This window comes from Croceitalea dokdonensis DOKDO 023 (assembly GCF_001306415.1).
Classification (GTDB): domain Bacteria; phylum Bacteroidota; class Bacteroidia; order Flavobacteriales; family Flavobacteriaceae; genus Croceitalea; species Croceitalea dokdonensis.
The window spans coordinates 29,686-54,744 of sequence record NZ_LDJX01000010.1 but is presented as its reverse complement, the minus strand read 5'-3'; the positions used below and the strand labels follow the sequence as shown (position 1 = coordinate 54,744).

At 43.6% G+C, this 25,059-nt stretch carries 16 protein-coding genes; 12 read left to right on the top strand and 4 right to left on the bottom strand.

The window, feature by feature from the left end:
• The first annotated feature begins 37 nt into the window (after positions 1 to 37).
• Entirely contained in the window at positions 38 to 889 is an 852-nt protein-coding gene (locus I595_RS16170; protein ID WP_054560496.1) for an N-acetylglucosamine kinase, read from the top strand.
• Positions 890 to 924: 35 nt separating this feature from the next.
• On the opposite strand, the gene I595_RS16165 is transcribed toward I595_RS16170, so the two are convergent.
• Together I595_RS16165 and I595_RS16160 are read right to left on the bottom strand one after the other, a co-directional pair.
• Positions 925 to 1,305: a RidA family protein gene (locus tag I595_RS16165; RefSeq protein WP_054560495.1), complete on the bottom strand. Its 381-nt coding sequence runs from the start codon at positions 1,303 to 1,305 to the stop codon at positions 925 to 927.
• A 75-nt stretch (positions 1,306 to 1,380) separates the two neighbouring features.
• Entirely contained in the window at positions 1,381 to 4,026 is a 2,646-nt protein-coding gene (locus tag I595_RS16160; protein WP_245628312.1) for a putative LPS assembly protein LptD, read from the bottom strand.
• Between the two features lie 191 nt (positions 4,027 to 4,217).
• Between I595_RS16160 and I595_RS16155 the strand changes: the two genes are divergently transcribed.
• From I595_RS16155 to I595_RS16105, 11 genes are all read left to right on the top strand, one after another.
• Positions 4,218 to 5,438 carry an N-acetylmuramoyl-L-alanine amidase family protein gene (locus I595_RS16155; RefSeq protein WP_054560493.1) on the top strand — a complete coding sequence of 407 codons (1,221 nt, stop codon included), beginning with the start codon at positions 4,218 to 4,220 and terminating at the stop codon, positions 5,436 to 5,438.
• A gap of 66 nt (positions 5,439 to 5,504) precedes the next feature.
• Complete coding sequence (locus tag I595_RS16150) at positions 5,505 to 6,470, top strand: MlaD family protein (RefSeq protein ID WP_054560492.1); 966 nt, start codon at positions 5,505 to 5,507, stop codon at positions 6,468 to 6,470.
• A gap of 3 nt (positions 6,471 to 6,473) precedes the next feature.
• Positions 6,474 to 7,799, top strand: a complete 1,326-nt coding sequence (locus tag I595_RS16145; RefSeq protein ID WP_054560491.1) for a 4Fe-4S dicluster domain-containing protein — start codon at positions 6,474 to 6,476, stop codon at positions 7,797 to 7,799.
• 10 nt (positions 7,800 to 7,809) lie between these two features.
• Positions 7,810 to 8,601 (top strand): (Fe-S)-binding protein, encoded by a 792-nt coding sequence (locus tag I595_RS16140; RefSeq protein WP_054560514.1) that lies wholly within the window; start codon positions 7,810 to 7,812, stop codon positions 8,599 to 8,601.
• A gap of 34 nt (positions 8,602 to 8,635) precedes the next feature.
• Complete coding sequence (locus tag I595_RS16135) at positions 8,636 to 9,118, top strand: hypothetical protein (protein ID WP_054560490.1); 483 nt, start codon at positions 8,636 to 8,638, stop codon at positions 9,116 to 9,118.
• Positions 9,119 to 9,196: 78 nt separating this feature from the next.
• Positions 9,197 to 12,109 (top strand): glycoside hydrolase family 3 N-terminal domain-containing protein, encoded by a 2,913-nt coding sequence (locus tag I595_RS16130; protein WP_054560489.1) that lies wholly within the window; start codon positions 9,197 to 9,199, stop codon positions 12,107 to 12,109.
• Between the two features lie 29 nt (positions 12,110 to 12,138).
• On the top strand, positions 12,139 to 13,284 hold the full coding sequence (gene bshA, locus I595_RS16125) for an N-acetyl-alpha-D-glucosaminyl L-malate synthase BshA (RefSeq protein WP_054560488.1): 1,146 nt from the start codon (positions 12,139 to 12,141) through the stop codon (positions 13,282 to 13,284).
• Between the two features lie 21 nt (positions 13,285 to 13,305).
• A complete protein-coding gene (locus I595_RS16120) occupies positions 13,306 to 13,743 on the top strand; it encodes a hypothetical protein (protein ID WP_157449789.1) in 438 nt (145 codons plus the stop codon).
• Between the two features lie 96 nt (positions 13,744 to 13,839).
• Positions 13,840 to 15,030 (top strand): OmpA family protein, encoded by a 1,191-nt coding sequence (locus I595_RS16115; protein ID WP_054560486.1) that lies wholly within the window; start codon positions 13,840 to 13,842, stop codon positions 15,028 to 15,030.
• Between the two features lie 157 nt (positions 15,031 to 15,187).
• The gene (locus I595_RS16110; protein WP_054560485.1) at positions 15,188 to 18,871 is read left to right on the top strand and encodes an efflux RND transporter permease subunit; all 3,684 of its coding nucleotides are present in this window, start codon (positions 15,188 to 15,190) and stop codon (positions 18,869 to 18,871) included.
• Positions 18,872 to 18,886: 15 nt separating this feature from the next.
• The gene (locus I595_RS16105; protein ID WP_083467650.1) at positions 18,887 to 20,581 is read left to right on the top strand and encodes an efflux RND transporter periplasmic adaptor subunit; all 1,695 of its coding nucleotides are present in this window, start codon (positions 18,887 to 18,889) and stop codon (positions 20,579 to 20,581) included.
• Positions 20,582 to 20,589: 8 nt separating this feature from the next.
• Here the strand turns inward: I595_RS16105 and I595_RS16100 are convergent, their stop codons facing one another.
• Both I595_RS16100 and I595_RS16095 read right to left on the bottom strand, forming a co-directional pair.
• Complete coding sequence (locus I595_RS16100) at positions 20,590 to 21,288, bottom strand: hypothetical protein (protein WP_054560483.1); 699 nt, start codon at positions 21,286 to 21,288, stop codon at positions 20,590 to 20,592.
• Positions 21,285 to 24,968, bottom strand: a complete 3,684-nt coding sequence (locus I595_RS16095) for a PQQ-dependent sugar dehydrogenase (RefSeq protein WP_054560482.1) — start codon at positions 24,966 to 24,968, stop codon at positions 21,285 to 21,287. Before I595_RS16095 ends, I595_RS16100 begins: the two co-directional genes overlap by 4 nt.
• Positions 24,969 to 25,059: the final 91 nt, after the last annotated feature.

Sequence of the window (25,059 nt, the reverse complement as noted above, 5' to 3'; positions counted from 1 at the left end):
GCCTATTGGCCAGCCCTAAAGTAATATACCCCAGCATATGATATTGATTGTAGACAGTGGTGCCACAAAATCCGATTGGATCGCACTTGATTCCAAAGGGAATCAACTTTTTATGACCCAGACCTTAGGCCTTAGCCCAGAAGTACTTACCCGCGAGGTTATTGAGGACCGCTTGGCCAATAACTTTGAGTTGTCCAAGAACAAGGAATCGGTAACACATCTTTATTTCTATGGGGCCGGTTGTGGTACGGATAGGATGAAAATATTTCTCAAAGATATCTTTAAGGACTTTTTTCCCAAAGCAAAGGCAGAAGTACGGGAAGATACCTATGCCGCCATTTATGCAACCACCAAAATTGGGCACCAAGGTATTGTCTGTATCTTGGGCACCGGTTCTAACTGTAGCTATTATGACGGACACCAGCTATTTCAGAAAGTAACTTCGCTGGGGTATATCTTAATGGATGATGGAAGTGGAAATTTCTTTGGCAGAAAGTTGTTGCGGGATTACTATTTCCATAAAATGCCCCAAGATTTGGGCATTAAATTTGCAAAAGAGTATCAACTGGACGCGGATGTCATCAAGGACAACTTATACAAACAGCCCAATCCAAATACCTATCTGGCTACTTTTGCACGCTTTATCGTGGAAAACAAGGACCATGCCTATTGCCGGGGTGTCATTGACAAGGCATTTCAGCAGTTTGTGAACAATTACATCATGCAGTTTGAGCTGGCCACAAAAGTCCCCATTAATTTTGTGGGCAGTATTGCCCACTACCTAAAGGATGAGTTGGCCACTGTTATCCACCGGAACGATTTAATTTTAGGGGTAGTACGCCAAAGGCCCATAGAGGGCTTGGTGGAGTTTCATAAAAACACCATCTAACCCACAAACATGCTTATTGGAGGATTCAGTTTCCCCTATTGCACGGCAATCATGGAGATTTCAACATTTACGAACATGGGCAAATTGGCAACTTCCACGGTTTCCCTTGCTGGGGCAGTGTCTGCATTGAAATAACCACCATACACCTCGTTTACCAAGGAGAATTGATGCATATCTTTAAGGAAAATACTGGTTTTCACCACGTTTTCAAAAGTCATTCCCGCTTCTTTAAGAATAGCCTTTAAATTTTCCATACACTGTTTGGCCTCCACTTTTACATCACCTTCTACCAGCTTTCCCGTTGTTGGGTCAATAGGTGTTTGTCCAGAAATGTATAAGGTATCCTTTATCAATATAGCTTGATTGTAAGGTCCTATTGGTGCAGGGGCATTTTTTGTACGTATTATTTTTTTCATTTTCGCGTTGTTATAAACATTCTACGGGCCAATTTAAGCATCAAAATACAAGAAGGAAACACCTAGGACAAAAAGTTATCGGATAAAACGTTGGCTATTTTGTTCCCACTTCAGATCAGATAGTATGGAACTGCTGATTCCGATGAAGAAATCCCAACGCTCATTTTGTCCAAAAGGTACCCAATTAAACCTTAGGTTAAAGCTTTTTAGGTTCCGTGTAAACCCAAGTTGGGTCTGGGCAAAGCCCTTGCCTACAAAATCATAGCCAGAAGATACCCTAACATCCCATTTAGGGGTAAGGGTCACATTACCGGAAAACATTAAACTTGCGGTGTTCACTTGGTTTTGCCTATTGCTGTTGTTGTATCCCAAGGCAAATCGCATATTCAAATCCCATGGGAGTTTGTTGGCATAAGGGGCAACTTCCCCATCGTCGTCTGGATCGGGTTGGGAGGTTCTTCTACTATTGTCCAATCCAAAACCAAAAAGGTCATCAGTGCTACCACCACTGGCAGCGCGGTATTCATCACTGGCATCCTCTGCTTCGTCCTTGGGCTTGCTTTTATTGAAAATGTCACTATTTAAGGAGTAGGAGAGGTTTAAAGAGCCCCTGGTAAACCGCAGCAAACTTCCACCATTGGCCACATTAAACGTATTTACCCGTCTGCCGTTGTTGTCCACCGTGTAGGGGTCCAATGTGCCAGAAAAGTTGATGTTCATTTTTTCGTTCAATATCCTTGTTCCACCGGTAAAACCTATTGGGGCAAGTTTAAGGGAGTCTGCCTCAAAATTGTATGCGGTACTAAAACTTAGGTTGTTGAGCAAGGTGATTTTTTTAGGTTCTAGAGCGGTTGAATCTTTATCCTTTACCTTGGCCTCAATGATATTCTGGACAGAAAACGAAAGCGAATTGGCCTTGTTAAGGCTCGGTGCCCCATTTAGCGTCCCCTCAAAGGGGCTATAGAGCACTTGATCACCATCATTATCCGTGTAGGTGTCATAAAATTGCTCAAAAGAGGGGGTATAGCCCCACCCAATTTGAGGTCGGACCACATGCCGTATCGCTTGCAGTTTTTTGTCATCCCCAAAATTAAAGGTGCCGTAAAGTGTTGTTCCTATGCTGGCGTTGAGACCGTATCTATTGTAGCGATCAAAACCGCTAATGGTGTCCAAGACAACCTCCCTATTGGTTTCGTCACCTTCTACAACACCCCTACGAAAGGTTTCAAAAGACCAGACGTCCTCATAGTTGCCACCCACGGAAACACTAAAGTACTTGGCCACCTTAAAGTTGGTGTTCAAGGGTATACTGTGCCTTGCCCCAACCCGGGCATCGTCAAACATTTGGAGGGAGGGGAAAATGGAATCGTTTGTTTGAATCCGGTTCTCCGCCCTTAAATTGTACTGAAAATTTACGTTTTGTAGAATGCCTTTTTTTATACCGTCCCGCTTGGCAAAAGGAAAGATACGTTCCATACTGGCCTGTACGGTGGGTAAGGTAAGGGTAACCTGCCTTGTACGTGTGTTTTGGTTGTGCGTTGCCGTCATACTAACATTTACAGAAGGATATTCCGGAAAGGTCCGAGAATAGGAAACGGAAGAGCTTAGGTTGTTGTTTTGGGTGTTTTGAACGTTGATTTGGTTAAAGGAGTTGGTAAAATATTGGCTACTTCCTAGGTTGACGGATGCTGAAAACCTGGAATTTGGATTGGATTTGGTATCCTGTGAATGTGATATCTGCAAATTATACAAGGTGGTACGCCTGTAATCATCGAATCCCTTTTGGCTAAAAATCTGGTTTTCATATCTAAAATTAACGGTGCCCCTAAATTTATAGCGTTTTGCATAGGTAGTCTGTGTCCTAAAGCCATAACTCCCGTTGGTAAAGTAATCCCCAAGCACGCTTAGGTCCACATAGTCACTAATAGGGAAATAATACCCCCCATTTTGGACCGCAAAACCACGGTTGGGGTCTTGTGTAAAGGTTGGAAATATAAGTCCTCCCGTTCGTCCCTGCGAAAGTGGAAAGTAGGCAAATGGCAATGCCAACGGGGTAGGGACATCTACGAGGTACATATTGCTCAATCCGGCAATAATCTTTTTACCAGGAACAAACTTTGCCTTTCTAATACGGATGTAATAATCTGGATCCAGAGTGTCCTTGGATGTGGTGATCTTTCCGTTTTTTAAAAAGTAAACGGAATCATTTTCTTTTTTTGTGATTTCTGCCAAAACCTTCATCGCATCGGAACCAATAGCTCCGGCACCAGCTTGCTGTTCTGTCCTTGAGTTCCAGATCAAGGCTTTTTCCGTATCAAAATTAAAACGGATAGAGTCTGGAATAACTACCTGTTCCCCTTGTTTAAAGTAAGGCAATTGCGTGTACGTTCCCGTACTATCCTTAATTCGGCCGGCATATACCTCATTGGTTACATAATCCAGGATAATAATACCGGCTTTTAACTCCACATCTTGGTAGTAGATTTCGGCCTCATCATACAGATAGATTTTGTTTTCTTTTTGACTTAGCCTAACATAATCCTTGGCCTTGTAGACAATTTTGTCCAAAAGGGTGCCGCTGTTCTCTACCGTGGTGTCCTGTACCAAGGTGTCTACCGGGATAGGTGGTCTATTTGGGTTTTCCGTTAGGATTGGCGCCCGTATGGTATCCTGTATGGCCTTTATGGGTAAGGGAATGATGGGGTCTTCTTGGGCAACCATGGATAAACTAGCGCACACCAGCAATAAAATTGAAAGAAAAAGCTGTTTATTTGATTGCAAGGCGATAAATCCTATTTTTGTAACAGGTTGGCTCGGTTATTGAAAGTCAAACTTACATATATTTTTCCTTCTGTTTGCTTGGTCTTACCATAAATTTAACCAAGAAACGGGAATAAAATTTCAGTAGCGATATGACTCAAAATAAGTTGGTTGTTTTAGCGGTAATCATTGTTTCCTTGGTTTCGCTTGCTTTTGTGGAAGTGGGACCGCAACCTTTGAACCCTAAAAAATTTATTGTGGTTTTGGACGCCGGGCACGGTGGCCATGACCCAGGTAATTTGGGCAATGGGTATTTAGAAAAGGATATTGCGCTGGACATTGTGCTGGAAATTGGCAAGGAACTGGGGAAGGACCCCGATATTAAGGTAATATACACCAGAAAGGATGATACCTTTATAGACCTGTTTAGACGAGGTGAAATTGCCAACCAGGCCAACGCGGATTTGTTTGTATCCGTGCATTGTGACTCCCACAATTCCGATGCACACGGGGCCGGCACTTTTGTATTGGGCCTACATGCCAACGAGCAGAATTTTGAAGTTGCCAAAAAAGAGAACTCCGTTATTTATTTAGAGGACAATTATGAGGAAAAGTACGCTGAGTACAATATAAATTCCCCGGAATCCGTCATAGGGTTAACGGTGATGCAGGAAGAATTTTTGGACCAAAGCATTCAGTTGGCCAAATTGATGCAAGATAATTTCACCAAAAATCTTAAGCGCAAGGACAGGAAGGTGAAACAAGCTGGTTTTATCGTATTGCATCAAACCTTTATGCCAAGTGTTTTGGTGGAAACAGGGTTTTTAACCAACAAAAGTGAAGGTAGCTACCTCAATTCCGACAAGGGAAAAAAGGCCATGGGGGCAGCAATCGCAGATGCTATCATAAAGTATAAGAATGGAGTGGTGGTCCAAGCCAATCCCGTACCTACGGTAGTAGAGAAGTCCAAAGATATCCCGCGTCCCGTTCAGGAAAAAGGTATGGAAAGCATCGCCAAAAAGGAAGAAAGCAAGGTTGTGGACCCTCCGTTAAAAAACACCGAAAAAACGGTAGCAAAGGTGGTTGAACCTGTTCAAAAACAACCAGAACCTAAGGTAGATGATGTCCTATTTAAGGTGCAGTTAATGGCCAGTGGTAAGGTCATTGCGTTAGTGCCATCTAATTTTAAAGGTCTGGACCAGCTCTCAAAAGAACCGGTGAACAAATTGTTCCGTTATATGTACGGGGCCACCACATCTTATGATAATGCCAAAAGCCTAAAGGCCAAAGCCAATTCCAAAGGCTATGCGGGAGCTTACATCGTAGCGTACAAGAATGGTGTGCGCATTCCGTTAAAGGAAGCGTTGAAATGAATCCAGGGCAATTGATGCTGTCCGAAAAATATTCCTAATTTTGTTAGAAACTCAAAACAACTACCATTGAAAATATCTAGGGAAGTTAAAACAGCAATTTTAGTGCTTCTAGGAATACTTGCCGTTTTATTTGGCTTCAGTTATCTAAAATCATCGTCGCTTTTTGATAATTCGTCCACCTTTCATGCCGTGTACGATCATGTAGGGGGCCTACAGGTGGGCACTCAGGTATCCATCAATGGATTGGTCGTAGGTAATGTAAATGCCATCCGTTTTCAGGGGGATGACTTTAAATCAGTGGTCACCTTTTCCGTAAAGAACGACTACCATTTTTCTGAGAACAGTTTTGCGGAAATATTTGATACTGGAATAATTGGGGGTAAGGGCGTACAGGTCATACCCGTGCAAGACGGTGCACCCTTAGCAAAGTCCGGTGATACGCTTACCTCTAGGGTAAAGCCTGGAATTACGGATTTGGTGCAAGAAAGGTTAACTCCCTTGCAATTAAAGGTAGAGGATGCGGTGACCAATGCAGATTCCCTTTTGGTGAGTGTTAATGATGTGTTGGATGCAAGGACCAAAACGGAGCTGAGGCAAAGCATTATTGGTTTAAACCAGTTGGTTTCCAGCTTTCAGACCAGTGCAAACTCTTTTAATAAGTTGTTGTTAAAGAATGAAAAGCAATTGGACAGCTCTATCCATAATATCAACACCATCACCACAAATTTTGCAAAACTTTCGGAAGACCTGGCAGCGTCGGATTTGGCAGCAACCGTTGAGGGTCTGCAGACTACCGTGAAAAATTTGAACAGTATGCTCACAAAAATTGAAAGCGGTGAGGGCTCCCTTGGGAAATTGGCCAATGATGCCGCTTTTTATGATAATTTGAGCAATGCCTCCAAAGAATTGGACCTGCTGCTTCAGGATTTTCGTTTAAATCCAAAACGCTATGTCAACGTATCGGTTTTTGGAAAAAAACAAAAAGCGTACGAACTTCCCGAAAACGACCCCGCTGCTACCAAAGAAAACTAGGATATGTCATACCTTCCAAATATCATATTTGCCATAGCCCTTGTTCTAGGGATAGGGTTTTTTGCTAAAAACGTAAAAAAATTACGTCGTAATATTTTGCTGGGAAAAGACGCTGAGGTAAGCGATAATAAACCACAAAGATGGCGTAACATGGCACGCATCGCCTTAGGCCAATCCAAAATGGTGGTTAGGCCCGTTGCGGGTCTTATGCACATTATTGTTTATGTGGGCTTTGTGATCATTAATATCGAAGTTCTTGAAATTGTGATTGACGGCCTTTTGGGGACACATCGCATTTTTGCCCCGTTGGGCAGTGTTTATGACTTCTTGATAGGTTCTTTTGAGGTGTTGGCGTTCTTGGTCATTGTTGCCGTTGTTGTTTTTTGGATTCGTAGGAATGTGATGCGCCTGCAACGTTTTCTGAAACCAGAAATGGAAGGATGGCCCAAAAAAGATGGCAACCTTATTTTGTATATTGAATTGGTATTGATGTTTCTGTTTCTAACCATGAACGCAGCCGATTTTAAGTTACAACAGTTGGGTGCCGCAGGCTATGAACAGGCAGGTGCATTTCCAATCAGTAGCTTTATTGCCCCCTTGTTTGATGGGATGTCCATATCTACCATCATCCTTATTGAGCGAAGTGCTTGGTGGCTGCATATTTTGGGCATCTTAGCGTTTTTGAATTATTTGTATTATTCCAAACATTTGCATATTCTGTTGGCGTTTCCAAATACCTACTATGGCAAGTTGGTTCCGCAGGGCCAAATGAGCAATGTAGCGGCAGTGACCAATGAGGTAAAGCTAATGTTAGACCCAGCTGCCGATCCTTTTGCTACCGGTGCAGAAAATGCCGAAGAACCGGAGAAGTTTGGGGCCTCCGATGTGCAGGACTTAAACTGGGTGCAGTTGTTGAATGCATATACCTGCACGGAATGTGGACGTTGTACGTCCGAATGCCCGGCAAACCAAACAGGTAAACTGTTATCGCCCCGCAAAATAATGATGGACACCCGTGACCGACTGGAGGAAGTTGGGAAAAATATCGATGCCAATAAAGGGGTGTTTGTGCCGGACGGAAAACAGTTGTTGGATGATTATATCACCAGGGAAGAGTTATGGGCCTGTACTACATGTAACGCTTGCGTAGAAGCTTGCCCAGTAAGTATTGACCCCTTGTCCATAATTACCGAGATGAGGCGCTATCTGGTCATGGAACAATCTGCCGCACCAACAGATTTAAATAATATGATGGGCAATTTAGAGAACAATGGTGCACCTTGGCCCTTCAATCAGATGGACCGTCTTAACTGGGCCCAAGAATCTTAAAAAGTCAATGATGGAAAACAAATTAAATGTACCTACCATGGCCTCTTTATTTGCCGAAGGTAAACAGCCAGAAGTCCTTTTTTGGGTGGGTTGCGCTGGTAGTTTTGACGATAGGGCCAAGAAAATCACCAAAGCTTTTGTAAAACTATTGCACAAAGCAGGGGTTTCTTTTGCAGTGTTGGGTACCGAGGAAAGCTGCACGGGCGACCCTGCAAAGCGTGCAGGAAACGAATTTTTATTTCAGATGCAGGCCATGACCAATATAGAGGTGATGAATGGTTATGAAATTAAAAAAGTGGTCACGGCTTGTCCCCATTGTTTCAACACCATTAAAAACGAATATCCCAGTCTAGGTGGAACCTATGAAGTGCTGCACCATACCCAGTTTCTAAAGGCATTAGTAGATGAAGGGAGGATTACCTTAGAAGGCGGCACCTATAAAGGAAAACGGATTACTTATCATGACCCTTGTTATTTAGGACGTGCCAATGATGTTTTTGAGGCGCCAAGGGAATTGATCTCCAAATTGGATGCAGAACTGGTAGAGATGAAGAATTGCAGAAAAAAAGGCCTATGTTGTGGTGCTGGTGGTGCCCAGATGTTCAAGGAACCGGAAAAAGGGGACAAAGATGTAAATATTGAGCGTACGGAGCAGGCCTTGGAAACCCAACCAGAAATTATAGCCGCCGCTTGTCCGTTCTGCAACACCATGATGACGGACGGCGTAAAGAACAAGGAAAAGGAGGCAAGTATCGCCGTAATGGATATAGCAGAGTTGCTTGCCAACGTAGAAGACCTTTAAGCCATTACAAATAATTGTAGTTCAAATTAAGAATATGCTGGTAGATTTTAAAGACCTTTCGCCTGAATCAAGAATTTGGATATACCAATGCAGTCGCAGTTTTTCTGGGGATGAAATCATTGAGGTCCGCTCTGCGGTTGCAGAATTTCTAAAGCAATGGACCGCCCACGGTCAGGACCTTAACGCAGGTTTTGAAATACGTTATAACCGCTTTATCGTTATTGGCCTTGATCAGACAAAAGCATTGGCATCCGGCTGTTCCATTGACGCCTCCGTACATTTTATACAAGCACTGGAAAAAAAATACCAGGTAGACTTATTGGATAAAATGAACGTTTCCTACAAACAAGGAGAATATATTGCGTACAAAAACCTGAAAGACTTTAAGGTTATGGCCAAGAACAGGGCAGTCTCCAAGAATACAGTGGTCTTTAATAACCTTGTGGCCACCAAACAGGAATATGAGGAGAGTTGGGAGGTCCCGGCTTCCGAAAGTTGGCATGCAAGGCTCATGTAGCTTAAGATGATTTAAGTTTCTTACCTAGATGTTGGACAATATTTTAAATTTCAACTAGTTAACATTCTATACTTTTTTATGAAGTTGACCAAACAGCTTTTACTATTTCTTTTCCTGCCCTTGACGTTGTGCTCCCAAAGGCATCCATTGGTCACAAAAGATTCCCTTGCCCAAGACAGTTGGGTCAATGCAACCTATGAGGCCATGACCACGGAAGAACGTATTGCGCAATTGTTTATGGTAAGCGCAGCGTCCAGTCAGAGTGATGCCAGTTTGGCCAAAATGGAAGCCCTGATACAGGAGCACCAACTAGGTGGCGTCATTTTTTCAACCGGCGGTCCACAACAACAGTTACAATGGAACAATCGCTTTCAAAAAGTATCCAAGGTGCCTTTGCTCATTGGCATGGATGCCGAGTGGGGCTTGGCCATGCGATTGGATTCTACCTACGCTTTTCCTTGGAATATGACCCTTGGTGCCATTCAAGAGGATACCATCGTTACAAAGGTGGGCTACCGCATTGGCCTGCACGCCAAGCGCTTGGGTGTGCACATTAATTTTGCACCTGACGTTGATATTAATACCAACCCTAAAAATCCAATCATAGGAAATCGTTCTTTTGGAGAAGACAGGGAAAATGTGGCCAATAAGGGAATTGCATTTATGAGGGGCCTTCAGCAGGCCGGTGTTTTGGCCACGGCCAAACACTTTCCTGGACACGGGGATACGGAAACGGATTCTCACAAGGCCTTGCCGTATATCAATTATGAACAGGAGAGATTGGACAGTATTGAATTGTATCCTTTTAAAAGATTGATAGACGCTGGTATTGGTAGTACCATGATTGCCCATTTGGCCGTTCCCGCCCTTGAAAAAAAGGAGGGATACCCAAGTTCTCTTTCAAAAAAAGTAGTCACCAACCTGTTGCAGGAACAAATGGGATTTAAAGGACTCATCTTTACCGATGCCTTGAACATGAAAGCGGTCTCAACCTATGCAACTGATGGAGAAGTAGCCCTAACGGCTTTTCTTGCCGGCAACGATATGCTCTTGATGCCCACTGATGTTGTCAGTGCTAAAAAAGCTCTTTTAACTGCTTATGACAAAGGTAAAATTAAGGAAGAACGCTTGGCTTATTCAGTAAAGAAAATTCTTAGGGCAAAGTATAAGGTGGGGTTAAACAATTACAGGCCTTTGGAATCAGAGGGGCTTTACGAGGATTTGAATAGGCCAGAGGATGATATTGTCTACGAGGAGGCGATTGAAGCGGCAATCACCGTAGTCAAAAATCGTTTTTCGCTCTTACCGATTAAAAGTCTGGAAAAAAAGAAGATAGCGTATGTCCAGTTTGGTGATGATGACGGTACCTCATTTTTAAATGCGCTCAAAAAATATGGGGACATTACCAAGATAGACGGTAAAAACAGTGCCGATTTTCAATCGCAGTTAAAGAATTTTAATTTGGTGATTATTGGCCTCCATAAAAGTAACGCTAGCCCATGGAAGGGTCATAATTTTACTAAAAATGAATTGTTCTGGCTGCAGGAAATTGCTAGAATGCGCAGCAGTAATACTGTTTTGGCGCTATTTACAAAACCTTATGCCCTGTTGGACGTCATTAATTTTGAGGCTATTGATGCCGTAGTGCTGGGTTATCAAAATAGCAAGGTGGCTCAGCAAAAAGTGGCGCAGGTGCTTTTCGGTGCCTTAGGTGCCAATGGGAAGCTTCCTGTTACCGCCAATAGTGCTTTTCCGGTACATACCGGAATCACCCTAAAATCAATTGCAAGATTGGGGTACAGTACCCCGGAACGCGTGGGATTTAGTGCCCCTAAACTCGCCAGGATAGACAGTCTGGTGCAAATTGGTTTGGACTCCCTTATGTTTCCCGGAGCACAAGTATTGGTGGCAAGAAAGGGTAAGGTGGTATATCACAAAGCCTTTGGAAAACCCACCTATGAATCTAAAGATAGTATTACAACGGAACATATGTATGATCTAGCTTCCGTAACCAAGATTCTGGGAACGCTGCCCATGATCATGAAAATGGAGGAAGAGGGTAAAATGCGCTTAAATGATACCTTTCAGGATTTAATACCGGAATATCAAGATTCTGAATTAAAGGATGTTACCGTTCTAAAAGCGCTCTCACATTACGGTAGGCTGCCCGCGTGGATCGCTTTTTACGTGAGTACCTTAAATGAAAAAAGAAAACCTTCCGAAGAATTTTATAACAATTATCCAACGGAAAACCACACTATCAAGGTTTTTGATGGGATGTACCTCATCAATGCCTATAAAGACTCCATTTACAATAGAATAGGAAGACAGGAGTTAAAATCCAACCGCTATCGTTATAGTGATGTGGCGTATTATGTATTTAAAAAATTTATTGAGGACACCTACGGAGAAGGTTTGGATGTGTTGACGGCCAAGCACTTTTTTAGGAAATTAGGAGCAAATAAAACAGCATACAACCCTATAGAAAAATTCAATAAGTCCCAAATAGTACCCTCTGAGGAAGACGATTATTTTAGATACGATACCGTTCAGGGCTATGTACATGATATGGGAGCTGCCATGCAGGGCGGAGTGGGTGGTCATGCAGGACTGTTCAGCAATGCCAATGATGTGGCCAAAATGATGCAAATGTACCTTCAAGGCGGGTATTACGGGGGGCACCGTTTTCTGGACGCCAGAACCATAGAAAAATTCAATAAATGCTATTTCTGTGATAAGGATGTAAGAAGGGGTGTGGGTTTTGATAAACCGCAGCTAAAGGATAGTGGGCCAACTTGTGGTTGTGTTTCCAGAAAAAGTTTTGGTCATAGCGGATTTACGGGAACCTACACATGGGCAGACCCAGAAGAGGAAATTGTTTACGTATTCCTATCTAACAGAACTTACCCCACGATGCGGAACAACCTGTTGGTAAAGTCTGGCTTACGTACCCAGATTCAACAGGCTATTTATGACTCCCTTATAGACTAGCTAGAAATTTATCCGTTACTTTTGTTATTATGAAAATAGCCATTGTATGTTACCCAACCTTTGGAGGTAGTGGTGTAGTAGCAACAGAGCTAGGCATTGCCCTAGCGGAAAGGGGGCACGAGATTCACTTTGTCACCTATAAACAACCGGTACGTTTGGAGCTGCTAAGCTCCAATATCCATTTTCATGAGGTACATGTGCCAGATTATGCCTTGTTCAGATACCAACCTTACGAACTGGCGTTGTCCAGTAAGTTGGTGGATACCATAACACAATTTAATATTGAGGTCTTGCATGTGCATTATGCCATCCCTCACGCCTATGCCGGTTACATGGCTAAAAAAATGTTACTGGAGAAGGGCATTTATATTCCTATGATAACCACCTTGCATGGCACAGATATTACCTTGGTGGGCAACCACCCTTTTTATAAACCGGCAGTTACCTTTAGCATCAATAAATCCGATGTCGTTACCGCCGTTTCGGAAGATTTAAAGCAAAAGACAAAAGATATTTTTGAAGTAGAACAGGAAATCTCTGTGATTCCCAACTTTATAGACACGAAAAAATATCGCAACGACTATACGGATTGTCAACGCTCCTTGATGGCCACCGAAAATGAGAAAATAATAACCCATATCAGTAATTTTAGGGAGGTTAAGCGTATTCCGGACGTGATTAGGGTCTTTGACAAAATTCAAAAGCAGGTACCATCAAAACTCATTATGGTGGGTGAAGGGCCGGAAAAGGAAAAGGCAGAGTTATTATGTGAAGAACTTCATATTGGCCATAAAGTGCTCTTTTTGGGAAATAGTAATGAAATAGACCGGATCCTTTGCTTTTCAGATTTATTTCTGCTACCCTCCAAATCCGAAAGCTTTGGTTTGGCGGCCCTAGAAGCCATGATAAACAAAGTTGCCGTTATATCCAGTAATACGGGCGGTATTCCAGAAGTGAATCAACACGGGGTGACCGGCTATTTAAGTGAGGTGGGTGATATAGACGATATGGCCAAAAATGCCATTGGTCTATTAACGGGTGATACTAAGTTGGAGAAGTTTAAAAAACAAGCCCAAGAAGTGGCCAAGACCTTTGATTTAATGAAGATTTTACCGCTGTACGAAGCAGTATACGAAAAAGCCTTCAAATCAAGATTTAAAACTGTTATTGCCTAAGTCATGAAAAAGGTATGGACTATGGCTCTGATTCTCATGCTGTTTTCTTGCAAAGGACAAAAGGATGTCTTGCAGACAGGCCAGGGAGGTGAGCGGGTAAAATTATTGGTCAAGGAACAGTTTGTTCCTACTGAAGATGGAGGGATGGTAACCTTGGTAGCAACCAATTTTAAAGAGCTAAATACGTTTTACAGGGACATCAATAAAACAAGAAAGCCCGGATTGCCGGTTCCGCAGGTAGACTTTTCCAAAGAGGCGGTCATCCTCGTTTGTTCAGGAGCATTGTCGGAGGATATTAACCTCTTTAAAGTCTCGGGAGAAAAGGATACCTATTTTATCACATCCAGTCAGGTTGGTTACAAGGGTGAGGAATCCGCCACTATGCCTTTATACGTGTTTGTGGTGGCACAGCCAATAAATAAAATACAAGTCAGAAATGGTTTAAAGCCTGATAATTAATCGTATAATCGGTAATTATTACCTTTTGTAGGGCTTTCTTAAGATAATTGCGGTTTTTCTTTACATTTGCCGTTGTAATCCCCAAATTACTTAACTATGAAAATATCACGTTACTTGATATTGGCTGTTTTGTTGGTTTTTTCTTTTATCCAACTAAGGTCGCAGGACATTCAGGACCTAGAAATAACTTCAAAGGATAGTATTGTTGCTAGTTCTTGGATTTTTGGACTGGGTTTTAACGCCGTGGATGATGCCGGTTCGGAATTTTCCAATGTTTTTAACTTTCAAGATAACTGGAACGTGGTTCCTTTTCCGTCCCGTTTAAGCATAGGGCGTTATTTTAGAAATGGTCTGGGACTGGAAGCCATTGGTAGCTTTAATCGATACCAAGAGGGCAAAGTAATAGACGGTCTGGTAAATACCGAGGACATAGATTATTACGCTATAGACGCCAGGGTTAGCTATGATTTAAATAAAATTTTGGGGGAAACTGGTTTTTTTGACCCCTACGTAGGCATTGGTGCAGGTTTTACCAATGCAAATAATCAGGGGCGGGGCACGTATAACGCCGTTGTTGGGTTTAGGGCTTGGATTAATGACAATTGGGGCGTAGACCTTAATTCGTCCGGAAAATGGACTATGGATTCCGGTACTTCCACTAACCATATTCAACACGCAGCTGGGGTGGTCTACCGCTTTGGCATCGAAAAAGAACTTTCAGAAAAAGGAAAGGAGAAATTGGCGCTTCTGGAAGCGATGGAAAAGGAGCAGCAACGTGTCAATGACAGTATTGCCGCTGCGCAGTTGGCGGAACAAGAGGCCAAGGAGCTTGCGGAGCGCTTAAAACGGGAACAAGAAGCAGCCGCACTTGCGGAGGCAGAGCGAAAGGCGGCGGAAGCAAAACGTGCAAAACAAGAAGCCATCCAGTCCTCCATCAACGCGTTGGGGGATGTTAACTTTAACCTTAACTCTTCTTACCTCACATCTAATGACAAGGCCTTGTTGGATAATTTAATTGAAATCTTGCAAGAAAATAGCAGCGTGGTATTGGAAGTGACTTCACACACGGATGCGCGAGGTACTGATGAGTATAACCTCTGGTTATCCGAACGGCGTCTGCAGCGAACCACGGAATATTTGTTGTCCAACGGTATTGCCAAAGAACGGATTGTTAGCGAGGCAAAAGGGGAAAGCGAGCTTAAAAACGATTGTGATGATGGCGTGTATTGTACTGAAGATAAACATCGGGTGAACCGTCGTTCAGAATTTACTGTGGTCAAATTTTAAGGTTGACGGACATTAAAAGACAAAACCACAAACCATAGTTTGTGGTTTTTTCATTTAGGTAGGAAAACCACTCAAAAATAGGCGGAAGGTTTATAGGAGCCATTTACAATGAAACCATTTTTTTTAAGTTTATTAATTAGAAACTAGCACCATACCAATGCTTCATAGGGGTATCGCATTTTTAGTCAAGAATAAGTTTATTTCCTTTATCGTTATTGGATTGGTCTTGGTTTTTGGCATATCCAGTTCCCCTTTTCATTTTCCCATCAACCTGTTTCCCAAAGACCCTGTAGCGGTAGATGCCATTCCAAATATTGGGGATAATCAACAAATCGTATTCACGGAGTGGGTTGGTAACTCTCCACAGGATATTGAAGACCAGATAACATATCCGTTGACCACCAGATTATTGGGTATTCCTGGGGTAAAAACGGTGCGGAGTAATTCCATGTTCGGGTTTTCGAGCATTTATATCATTTTTGAGGACGATATTGAATTCTATTGGTCACGGGCTAGGGTGCTCGAAAAATTGAATTCATTACCAGATGGACTTTTGCCCACATCGGTACGGCCCAAATTAGGGCCCGATGCCACCGCTTTGGGTCAGATTTATTGGTATACACTAGAAGGCAGGGATGAGGAGGGAAACGTTACTGGTGGTTGGGATTTGCAAGAACTGCGCAGTATTCAAGATTTTTATGTCAAAAATGCCTTGTCCTCCACCACGGACGTTGCGGAGGTAGCCTCGGTTGGGGGATTTGTAAAAGAGTATCAGATTAATGTAGACCCAGAGCTCATGCGTCAGTATGGGATAAGTTTATCCGCTGTTGTGCAAGCGGTAAAAGCCAGCAACAGGGACGTTGGGGTACAAACTTTGGAAATCAACCAAGCAGAGTATTTTGTGAGGGGACTCGGTTATATCAACTCGCTAGAGGATATTGAAAGTATCACCGTATCCTCAAAAGGGTATAAGAGCATCCGCCTGGCCGATATTGCCTCCATTGGTATTGGCCCTGCTGAACGCCGCGGTATCTTGGACAAGGGTGGGGCAGAGGTGGTAGGTGGTGTGGTTACGGCCCGTTTTGGAGCTAATCCAATGAAGGTCATGGACTACCTAAACACCAAAATTAAGGAAGTAAGTAAAGGCCTTCCCAAAAAAGTACTTGCAGATGGCCGCAGCTCGCAATTGACCCTGGTGCCTTTCTATGACCGTTCCAAACTGATCAAAGAGACGGTGGATACCCTAGGCGATGCCTTGACTTTTGAAATACTGATTGCCATTTTGGTCATTATTTTGATGTTAAGGTCGCTAAGAGTATCCCTTTTGGTTTCCTTACTTATGCCCTTGGTAGTGCTATTAGTATTTTTTGCGATGAAAATTGGCGCTATAGAGGCCAATATTGTAGCCTTGGCTGGTATCGCAATAGCCATAGGTACCATCGTGGATATGGGAATCATTCTAACGGAGAATATCGTGAGGATTCAAAAAGAACAGCCAGGCCAGCCCATTGTGGAAACTGTTCTAACCGGAACTAAGGAGGTGTCCGGTGCCATTGTGACAGCCGGCTTAACCACGATTGTAAGCTTTATTCCGGTTTTTACCCTCACGGGAGCGGAAGGGAAGCTGTTTACCCCGTTGGCCTACACCAAGACCTTGGCGCTTGTCTTCGCCATTTTGGTCACCTTATTCATTATACCCCCATTGGCAACCATCATCCTAAAAAAGAAAACCAACAAAAAAAATGGACTGGTAGTCGCTTTCTGCTGTATTGGTTTGGGACTATTGGGCTTCTTTTATATGGTAGACTGGAGTTTGGTACTTTGTGTTTTTGGGGCTGTTGGCCTCGCCAAGTATTATGGTAAAATCACGACTAAAACAGAGCAATCGCTTTATCGTTGGATATCACTTATTTCCATAAGCCTACTGTTGGCCTTTTACTGGAGGCCCATGGGTATGGCTGCCCCTTTATTGGGCCAATGGTTTTTGGTCATGGTTTTAGTGGCCCTTGTTGTTGTTCCTTTTTACATTTTTATTCGGTACTATGAAGGTATTCTTCGTTGGGTGCTCCAGCATAAATGGCAGAGCATTATTTTACCAATAGTGGTCTGTATCCTTGGGTTTTTGGCGTTTGTTGCCACAGAAAAGGAGTTTATGCCCAGCCTCAATGAGGGTGATTTTTTACTGATGCCCACCTCATTGCCCCAAGCAGGGAATGAGCAGAACAATCGTATTTTAAAACAGTTGGATATGGCCGTTTCCAGTCTACCGGAGGTAGCATATGTGGTAGGAAAGGCAGGTAGGGTAGATTCCCCTTTGGACCCCGCACCCATGTCCATGTATGAAAACCTAATTTCATATAAGCCGGAATATTGGTTGGACAAAAACGGAGCCCCCATCAGGTTTAAAACCAATGGAAAGGGCCAATTCGAAACTGTTTCCGGCACCTTTGTTACCGCAGGTAGCAGTACCAAAATAAAAGATTTGATACCAGATGAAAACGGCGAATACTTTAGGAATTGGAGGGAGCATATTAGAACGGAAAACGATATCTGGAAAGAAATAAGCGCGGTTACAAAATTACCCGGGGTCACTGCCGCACCAAAACTGCAGCCGATAGAAACCAGATTGGTCATGCTCCAAACCGGAATGCGAAGCAACCTTGGTATTAAAGTGAAAGGACAGCATTTAGAAGATATAGAACGCTTTGGTTTGTTGTTGGAAAAAGAACTTAGAACGGTAAAAGGAATAGCTCCAGAATCCGTTTTTGCAGACAGGATTACGGGAAAACCTTATGTATCCATTACCATTGATAGACACAAAGTGGCCCGGTATGGCATTTCTATCGAAAGCTTGCAACAAACCCTTGAAGTTGCAGTAGGGGGTAAGGTGTTAAGCGAAACCATTGAGGGGCGCGAGCGTTATGGTATTCGGGTAAGATACCCCAGGGAGTTAAGGCAGTCCCCAGAAGATTTAAACAATGTTTATATTGATGTAGATGAGGGAGCCCCATTGCCGCTCCGTGATTTTGTGGACATTACCTATGAAAAGGGGCCACAAAGCATTAAAAGTGAAGACGGTTTTCTGGTAGGATATGTGATTTTTGATAAGGACACATCCATATCTGAGGTAACCGCGGTACAACGGGTTCGGGAACATTTAGAAAAGCAAGAACGCCAAGGGAACTTGGTCATTCCAACCGGACTTAGTTATAGTTTTAGTGGTTCTTATGAAAATCATCTGCACGCCACAAAGACCCTAAGTTGGGTAATCCCAGCCGTGTTATTGCTCATCGCGCTCATATTGTTTATCCAATTTAAGTCGGTGAATATCGCTTTCATGGTTTTTTCCGGTGTCGCCGTTGCCTTTGCTGGTGGGTTTATATGGATTTGGCTATATGGCCAGCCATGGTTTTTAAATTTTACTCTTGGGGATAGCAGTATAAGGGAACTGTTATCCATAAGTAAAGTAAATCTTAGTGTTGCCGTTTGGGTTGGCTTCATTGCCCTGTTCGGGATTGCCACGGATGATGGCGTGGTAATGGCCACATATTTGAACCAGTCGTTCAAAATAAAGAACCCAAATACAAAAGCGGAAATACAAGAAGCCACCATTGCAGCGGGCAAAAAACGAATTTTACCCTGTCTTATGACCACGGTGACCACCATATTGGCATTATTGCCCATTCTAACTTCCAATGGCAAAGGCTCGGAAATTATGGTTCCCATGGCCATTCCATGCCTTGGAGGTATGTTTATGGCCCTAATTACGCTCTTTGTCGTGCCGCTGCTCTATTGTTGGCAAAAAGAACTAATTTTATTAAAAGAACATACGATCAAATAAGATTGTCAATAGCAAATGAAGTATAAAGTACTCTATTTTATTGGATTCTTAAGTTTAGGCTTGATGCTCGGCTATTTTATTTTTGGATCCGATGTCAAAGCGGTACCCGTTGCCGAAATTCAAGACCAACACGGTAAATGGACTTGTTCCATGCATCCATCTGTTGATGGCAAGGAAGGGGCCAAGTGCCCATTATGTGCTATGGATTTGGTTTTTATGGATGCCCAGGATACTGGTGGGTTAAAGCCAAATCAGTTTGTGATGACAGAGGATGCCGTTGCACTCGCCAATATTAGCACCACCAAGGTAGCCCATGGTAGCGTTGAGGATGGGACCCTAAGGCTTACAGGTGAAATTAAGATGAACCGCGAGACAGAAGCTATACAGACCATCATTTTTGATGGAAGGATCAATACCCTATATCCAGATGCTGTGGGAAAGAAGGTTAGAAAGGGGCAAAAAATAGGTTTGGTGTACTCCCCGGAACTGTATTCTGCCCAAGACAGGTTTTTGACCACGGCCTCTTATCAGGGAACCATTAATGAAAAGTTGTACCAAACCGCAAGAAACACTTTGGGACTTTGGAAAGTGACCGATGCCCAAATAGAAGAGATTTTAAAGCTGGGAAAACCCATGAGCAATTTCCCCTTGTATGCGGATGTATCTGGAACGGTGGTGGAAGTATTTGCATCTGAGGGAAAATATTACAAGGAAGGGGAACCATTATTTAAAACCGCAGATTTAAGAACCGTTTGGGCGGTATTTGATGCCTTTGAGCATCAACTTCCTTTTTTAAAAGTAGGTCAGGATGTTGCCATAGGGCTTAAGGGAATAAAGGGCGCACCTATTTCTGGGAAAATTGCGTTGATTGAACCCATGGTTGACCAAGTGAGCAGAACTGTCGCCGTTCGGGTGGTTTTGGACAATAGGGACGGAAAGTTGCTTCCAGGCATGTTTGCCACTGCTACCGTATCCTTGGATAAAATGGAAGATATCATAACCATCCCAGCATCTGCCGCTTTATGGACAGGTAAACGTTCAGTGGTCTATAAAAAGATTGATGGGGAAAAGCCAATTTTTGAGATGCAGGAAGTTCTATTGGGCAAAAAAGTAAATAATAGATATGAAGTGTTGCAGGGACTGTATCCTGATGATATTATTGTAACAGAAGGTGCCTTTACCATAGACGCCGCGGCCCAGTTGCAAGGCAAGCGAACCATGATGTCCATGCCGTCTGAAACCGATTCACCGGAAACCAAGGATGGGGTATTAGAAGAGAATCCAAGCATTAATTTAGAGGTTAAGGCCGTAACGGATTTTTCCACAATCACCCATAGCTATATGGCCATAAAAGATGCTTTGGTAGCATCGGACGCATCAAAAACCCAGTCCTTGGCCGCAGAAATGCTAAGACATATAGCGCAGGAGGAAGTCGATATTAACACTTCAGCCCAACTGAGAACTATCTTGGCCAAACTGGAAACAACCCATACGCTTGAGTTACAACGCAGTAGATTCAAAGAATTGTCCGACCTATTTATACAATTGAATTCCAAAAAGGCCCTTGTCAATGAAACAATATACCGGCAGCACTGTGATTGTGTAAATGGAGGAGGGGCCAGCTGGTTGAGCTACCAAAAAGAAGTCAGGAACCCCTATTTTGGTGATGCAATGTTAACCTGTGGTAGGGTGGAGGAGGTTTTTAAATAAACCGAGGTTTACTCTAAAACTTCAAATTGAAACAATGCTGAATTAGCCACATTACCGTTAGCGTCCTTGGTGATTACTTTCCAATAATACGTATTCCCAGAACTTACCGAAACATTGGCATAAGATGGCGTTTCAAGATTTTCTGCCAACAATTCAGGTTGGTCAGTGGTGCCAAAATACAGGTCGAAACCAGTGATGTCATCATCAACATCCTCTGCGGTCCATTGCAGGTTGATGGATGTTGTATTTTCTATGAGCTGCGCATCTGTTTCTGGTGAAATTGCCGAAGCTGGAAAAGGGATATAGGAGACAATTCCCGGGCCTGCGTTATAGAAAAAACCATCAGGGCTTGTTGTTGGGTTCTGAAAATCGTCCACATAGGTAATGACACTCCAACGGTAAGGTGTTCCCCGTTTAATGGTTATGGGCATGGCCGTACTATCAGCCTCGACCACCGTTTCTTCGTTGGTGGTTAAATCGGTTAGGTATACCAAATAGCCCTCGGTCACATCAGCTTGCGTCCAATTAAACGTTACCTCGCTTTCAGACTCCGAGATTACGGTGCCGGTGGTACATTCAGAATTGTTTTCTGGAAATAACAACCTTACCTCAGATGGAGGTAGAATTACCGCTTCTGCAATATCCAAATCAGCATCGCAGCTACTCGCTAGAATAATGAATAATAACACATGGCCCAACTTTTTCATTCTTTCAAGAGTTTAAGGGTTCTGGTGGTAGTACCTTGCGTTAGCTTAATCATATAAAGTCCTTCACCCAAATTCATGGTGGGTATGGGAATTTCACTTTCAGAACGTATGGTAAAGGTTTGGAGGTATTGTGCTTGCCCCAATAGGTTGTAAATGGCCACAGTAACCTCACCTTGGTCAAAAACTGAGGCATTGAGTCTTAGCACCTCGCTAAAGGGGTTTGGATACGCCAAAGCCTCTGGCCGGTACATAATAGTGTCATCAAAGTTGCCTTGGCACTCTTGTAGGGTGGACACTTTTAAGGTGTTGACTTCACTTTTTAAGGGTAGCACTATTTCACTTTCTTTGGTGTTAAATGAGGTGTTGTTAAAGGTGATTACATATTCCGATGCACCAGTTAGGCTAACACGCAACAGTTGTGAAAGCCTATTGATATTCGTGACCACATTTAAGGTTTCAGGAGCTTGTACCATTGCTGTGATGCAATACTCAAAATTTGGTATTTCTTCAACGGTGATACACACGTTATAACTTCCGGCAGCTAGATTTTCTAGGGTAAACCCAACTGTAAATGGAACAGACTGGCTCAATCCTTCGCCAATGATGTTCGCCAAATAGGTAAGTTCCTCCACTGCATCCACCACTATTTGCCCATCTGCCGCACCAATACAGGACGTCCCTACCGTATTTACGGTAAAATTATCAACCGCTAAGCCGCTCCTAATCTCGCATCCATTGGCATCAACTGTAACGCCCGCTTCTGTATTCGGACAGTCATCCAATGCATTGTTGATCCCGTCATTATCGTCATCTAGTTGAGCATCGCTACATCCCTCAGCATTTACGGTTGCTCCTGCGGGAGTATTAGGGCATTGGTCTAGAGAATTTGCTACCCCATCGTCGTCCGCATCGCCATCCAACTGTTCTTCACTGCATCCATCGGAATTTACGGTCTCTCCCTCCGGGGTGTTTGGGCAAACGTCATTGGGATTAAGAACCCCATCATTGTCATCATCCAGTTGTGCATCGCTACATCCCTCAGCATTTACGGTTGCTCCTGCGGGTGTATTTGGGCATTGATCCAGATTATCGGGTACCCCATCGCTGTCTGTATCCGTGTCACTTTCAGAGACCGTAACGGTTAAGCTGGCAGAACAACCTGCGGCGGTAGTAAATACATAGGTTCCGGAATCATTACTGTTTATGGAGCTTATGGTATAATCTCCGTTTACGGTCTCCCCGTTGGGTAAAAGAATGGAAAAATTAGGCCCGTTGGGGAGGATGCTTAAAATTAGGGAATCCCCAACAGTCAGGCTAATCGCGTTTTCACCGCTTTGCCAAACCCCATTTATTTGGTATTCAGGGATCACACTGGACGCCGTGCAGAAGGACGTGCCCCATGCTGCAATATTATTGGCGTTTGCGCCAGCAGCTTGGGAGAAATTGCCCCCAACCAACATTTCCGTTCTGTTGCTATAAAACGCCAAGGCATTGACCCTTGAGTTCACTCCTACATTGGTGCCAGGCCCTAAAGCTTCCCAGCCATTGGATGCACTCCACCTACTGATGTTTTGCATGATCTCGTTGATATTTTCAACATCGCTTGCCGTTTCAAAACTTCCCCCAACGTAGATGAACCCTCCATTGGCGACCAAGGCGTTTACGTTGCCGCTCACCCCCTGATTAAGGGATTCCCAGCCTCCATTCGCCAAATTCCACCGTGCAATTCTGTTCACCGTTTGGTTCCCTGCCAATGCAAAATTCCCGGCGGCATACAAAAAACCTTCATCAATGGTTATGGCTTGCACAAAACCGCTTGTACCGGCCCCTAAAGCACTCCAATTACTCCCATTCCAACGTGCAATTCTCGGTGCTTGATTGCCGCCGGCGGTATCAAAATTACCCCCAACGTAAATGGTGTTATCGGCAGCAATACCGATGCTTCTGATTTCATTATTGGTCCCGGAAACGCCAGAAGTGCTGTCCGTAAGTGCGGACCAAGAATTGTTGTTCCAGCTTGCAATATAATTGGCATTGATGCCTCCAGCTTGCGTGAACACCCCCCCAACATACAAGGTACCGGAATTATCAAATACCAATTCTGCTACCAGTCCGTTGGTCCCGGAACCTAGGGCATTCCAGTTTTGTCCGTCATAAGAGGCAATGTTACTTGCAGATACGCCTCCAATTTCCGTGAATTCGCCGCCCACGTAAATAGTGCCGTCCGGAGCTTGCGCAATAGCGTTCACAGGGCCATTGCTTCCACTGGTCACGGCCTGCCATTGTTCTTCCGTGGTAAGTCTGGCAAGATTGTTTGCCTGTACGCCATTTACATTGGTAAATTCCCCGCCCACATAAATAGAGCCATCTGCCGCCTCCAAAAGGGTCTCCACAGTACCATTGGTTCCGTTTCCTAAATTTTTCCAGTCGCCCACCCCGTTTACGGCTGTAGTGGTTGGTCCTGCAACGGTTTCTGTAAGCTTATATAGCTTTACACTGTTCCCGTAACTGGAAAAATAGAGTTCTCCAGCTTCATCCTCACCAAATGAGGAGACAAATTGTCCATTGGTCTGGAATAACAGCTCATTGTCCGTACTCCCATTGGAGGAATTATAAGATAATGCCCACACCCGCCCCGAAACGTAGTCCGCATAAATATAGCTGTTTTGCAATGAAGGGTTGGTGAGGCTCCCGCGGTAAACATAGCCTCCTGTAATGGAAACGTCACCTTGGTTATGGTCATAAAAGTAAATGGGTTTTATATCTGGATTGGTGGCCAAAGTGGTATTTTGTCCATAACTGGGTTCGGAGTTGGCTTCAAACCGATTCCATCCATAATTGCCCCCTCTTTCCACAATATTTATCTCTTCAAAACTGTTTTGCCCAACATCACCTCCCCATAGTCTTCCTTGGCCGTCAAAAGAGAATTTCCAGGTATTTCTGATACCCCAGGCAAAAAGTTCATCCAGCCCAGACTGTCCCACTCTTGGGTTGTCTGCGGGAATCTCATAATTCCCGGTGGGTTCTTCTGGATTGGTTTCCAATGGATTATCACCATTGACGTCAATATCTAACCTTATAATACTCCCAAAAACTGTATTCAGGTTCTGTCCATTGCCTTGCGGGTCACCGCCCCCACCACCGTCACCAATGGAAGCATATAGGTATCCGTCTGGACCAAAAGCAAGTTTGCCCCCATTATGGTTACTATCGGACTGGTTTTTTGTGAATCTTGCTATAATGAGTTCTGAAGAAGGGTTCACCCTATTTTGGTTCTGGGCGTCTACTTGGTAGCGAGCGATATTAATGCGGTAATTGTTGGGCCTATCTATATAATAGATAAACACAAAACCGTTCGTACTAAATTGGGGGTGAAAGGCGAGACCAAGTAATCCAATTTCTTGGCCTGCGCTATAACTTACGGTATTTCTAACATCCAAGAACGTACCTACCTCAGCTGCAGTGACATTTGGGTTATTGGGGAAGACTTTGATGATCCCCGGTTGTTCCACAACGAACATTCTATTGGAGCCATCGTTTGCGTTTTGTATCTCTACGGGAAAATTGAAGTTGAGATTGGGGAAAGCTTCCTCAAAAGAAACTTGTCCATAAGCGGTTATCCAAAGTAAGCATGAAAAAAAGGTGCTTAGCTTCAGAAGGGGGTGGGGTCTTCGATGCATATTTTCTCTTTCGCTTACAAATATACGTTAGAGATGTGCTCTTTGGACTTCGTGAGCCAATAAAACCCAGTCATGGGCTGATGCATAAAAA

Bases quoted from the DNA above. Each gene is read 5' to 3' on its own strand.
- I595_RS16170 (WP_054560496.1), top strand. From the start codon at position 38: ATGATATTGATTGTAGACAGTGGTGCCACAAAATCCGATTGGATCGCA.
- I595_RS16165 (WP_054560495.1), bottom strand. From the start codon at position 1,305: ATGAAAAAAATAATACGTACAAAAAATGCCCCTGCACCAATAGGACCT.
- I595_RS16160 (WP_245628312.1), bottom strand. From the start codon at position 4,026: ATGGTTGCCCAAGAAGACCCCATCATTCCCTTACCCATAAAGGCCATA.
- I595_RS16155 (WP_054560493.1), top strand. From the start codon at position 4,218: ATGACTCAAAATAAGTTGGTTGTTTTAGCGGTAATCATTGTTTCCTTG.
- I595_RS16145 (WP_054560491.1), top strand. From the start codon at position 6,474: ATGTCATACCTTCCAAATATCATATTTGCCATAGCCCTTGTTCTAGGG.
- I595_RS16140 (WP_054560514.1), top strand. From the start codon at position 7,810: ATGGAAAACAAATTAAATGTACCTACCATGGCCTCTTTATTTGCCGAA.
- I595_RS16135 (WP_054560490.1), top strand. From the start codon at position 8,636: ATGCTGGTAGATTTTAAAGACCTTTCGCCTGAATCAAGAATTTGGATA.
- I595_RS16130 (WP_054560489.1), top strand. From the start codon at position 9,197: ATGAAGTTGACCAAACAGCTTTTACTATTTCTTTTCCTGCCCTTGACG.
- bshA (WP_054560488.1), top strand. From the start codon at position 12,139: ATGAAAATAGCCATTGTATGTTACCCAACCTTTGGAGGTAGTGGTGTA.
- I595_RS16120 (WP_157449789.1), top strand. From the start codon at position 13,306: ATGGCTCTGATTCTCATGCTGTTTTCTTGCAAAGGACAAAAGGATGTC.
- I595_RS16115 (WP_054560486.1), top strand. From the start codon at position 13,840: ATGAAAATATCACGTTACTTGATATTGGCTGTTTTGTTGGTTTTTTCT.
- I595_RS16110 (WP_054560485.1), top strand. From the start codon at position 15,188: ATGCTTCATAGGGGTATCGCATTTTTAGTCAAGAATAAGTTTATTTCC.
- I595_RS16105 (WP_083467650.1), top strand. From the start codon at position 18,887: ATGAAGTATAAAGTACTCTATTTTATTGGATTCTTAAGTTTAGGCTTG.
- I595_RS16100 (WP_054560483.1), bottom strand. From the start codon at position 21,288: ATGAAAAAGTTGGGCCATGTGTTATTATTCATTATTCTAGCGAGTAGC.
- I595_RS16095 (WP_054560482.1), bottom strand. From the start codon at position 24,968: ATGCATCGAAGACCCCACCCCCTTCTGAAGCTAAGCACCTTTTTTTCA.